This window comes from Micromonospora maritima (assembly GCF_902825405.1).
Classification (GTDB): domain Bacteria; phylum Actinomycetota; class Actinomycetes; order Mycobacteriales; family Micromonosporaceae; genus Micromonospora; species Micromonospora maritima.
In genome coordinates, this window is record NZ_CADEAU010000870.1 from 1 (window position 1) to 1230 (window position 1230).

1 protein-coding gene and 1 pseudogene are annotated in these 1230 nt (G+C 73.7%); one reads left to right on the plus strand and one right to left on the minus strand.

What is annotated here, in order from left to right; genetic code table 11:
- The first annotated feature begins 401 nt into the window (after positions 1-401).
- Positions 402-908 (plus strand): inorganic diphosphatase, encoded by a 507-nt coding sequence (locus HUW36_RS33145; RefSeq protein WP_013288994.1) that lies wholly within the window; start codon positions 402-404, stop codon positions 906-908.
- A 55-nt stretch (positions 909-963) separates the two neighbouring features.
- On the opposite strand, the pseudogene HUW36_RS33150 reads toward HUW36_RS33145, so the two are convergent.
- A pseudogene (locus tag HUW36_RS33150) lies at positions 964-1230 on the minus strand (type VII secretion integral membrane protein EccD); the annotation flags it as partial.

Sequence of the window (1230 nt, forward strand, 5' to 3'; positions counted from 1 at the left end):
GGGGCGGCGCCGACCGGCGGGACCGGTGGGCTCACCGGGATCGGACCCGGCGCGCCGGGCCAGCTCACCGGCGCCGCTGCCGGGTCGCCGGCCGGGGTGACCCGGGCCGATCCGCTGGCCGGTGCCGAACGATGGGGGAGGTTGGCGCCGGGGACCGACACCCGCCCGGTGGCTCCACCGGAACCGGATCCGACGGACCGGCGCCCGTCAACCCCCTCGGGGCGGTAGTGTGAATCTTCCCTCCCCACGGCCCCCTCCTCCCCGCTCGAAATCACCTTGGGTGACACTACTTCGGTCCGAACACTATGCGGCGGCCGGAGCCGGCGGGGGGCGTTCACCCGTGCGGGCGGCGAGCCGCTGGTTTCCGTTAGCCAGCGTGGGCAAACGAGGGAGCGTGGGAAATGGATTTCGACGTCACGGTTGAGATCCCCAAGGGTCACCGCAACAAGTACGAGGTGGACCACGCGACCGGCCGGATCCGGCTGGACCGCACCCTCTTCACCTCCACCCAGTACCCGGCCGACTACGGCTTCATCGAGGGCACCCTGGGCGAGGACGGCGACCCGCTGGACGCGCTGGTGCTGGTGCCCGAGCCGACCTTCCCCGGCTGCCTGATCCGCTGCCGCACCATCGGCATGTTCCGGATGACCGACGAGAAGGGCGGCGACGACAAGGTCCTCTGCGTCCCCTACGAGGACCCGCGCCAGGAGCACCTGCGGGACATCCACCACCTGGGCGAGTTCGACCGCCTGGAGATCCAGCACTTCTTCGAGGTCTACAAGGACCTGGAGCCGGGCAAGTCGGTCGAGGGCGCGACCTGGGTCGGCCGGGTCGAGGCCGAGGCCGAGATCGCCGCGTCCTACCGGCGGGCCAAGGAGGCCGAGGAGCGCGGCGAGACGCTGCACTGACGGTCACGCTTCGCCACGGCCCGGGTCGCACGTCGCGGCCCGGGCCGTCGCGTACTCAGGCGAGCAGGCCGCGGGCCCGGTCGTAGAGGTCGAGCACCGCGCAGGCCACCGGGACCACCGCGACCACCAGAGCCGTGTCGGTCAGGTCGGCCAGCCGGCCGAGGTACGGGGACACCGGCCGCCGGGCGTACGTGGCGCCGGCGGTCACCGCCACCAGGGCCAGGGCCAGCCCGCCGACGGTCAGCGCGAGCCGCCCGCCCGGCCCCGCCCGCTCCGCCAGCACGGCGCCGAGCAGGGCGTATCCGGCCAACCCGGCGACGAC

Coding starts and splice junctions, on each gene's coding strand:
- HUW36_RS33145 (WP_013288994.1), top strand. CDS start 402: ATGGATTTCGACGTCACGGTTGAGATCCCCAAGGGTCACCGCAACAAG.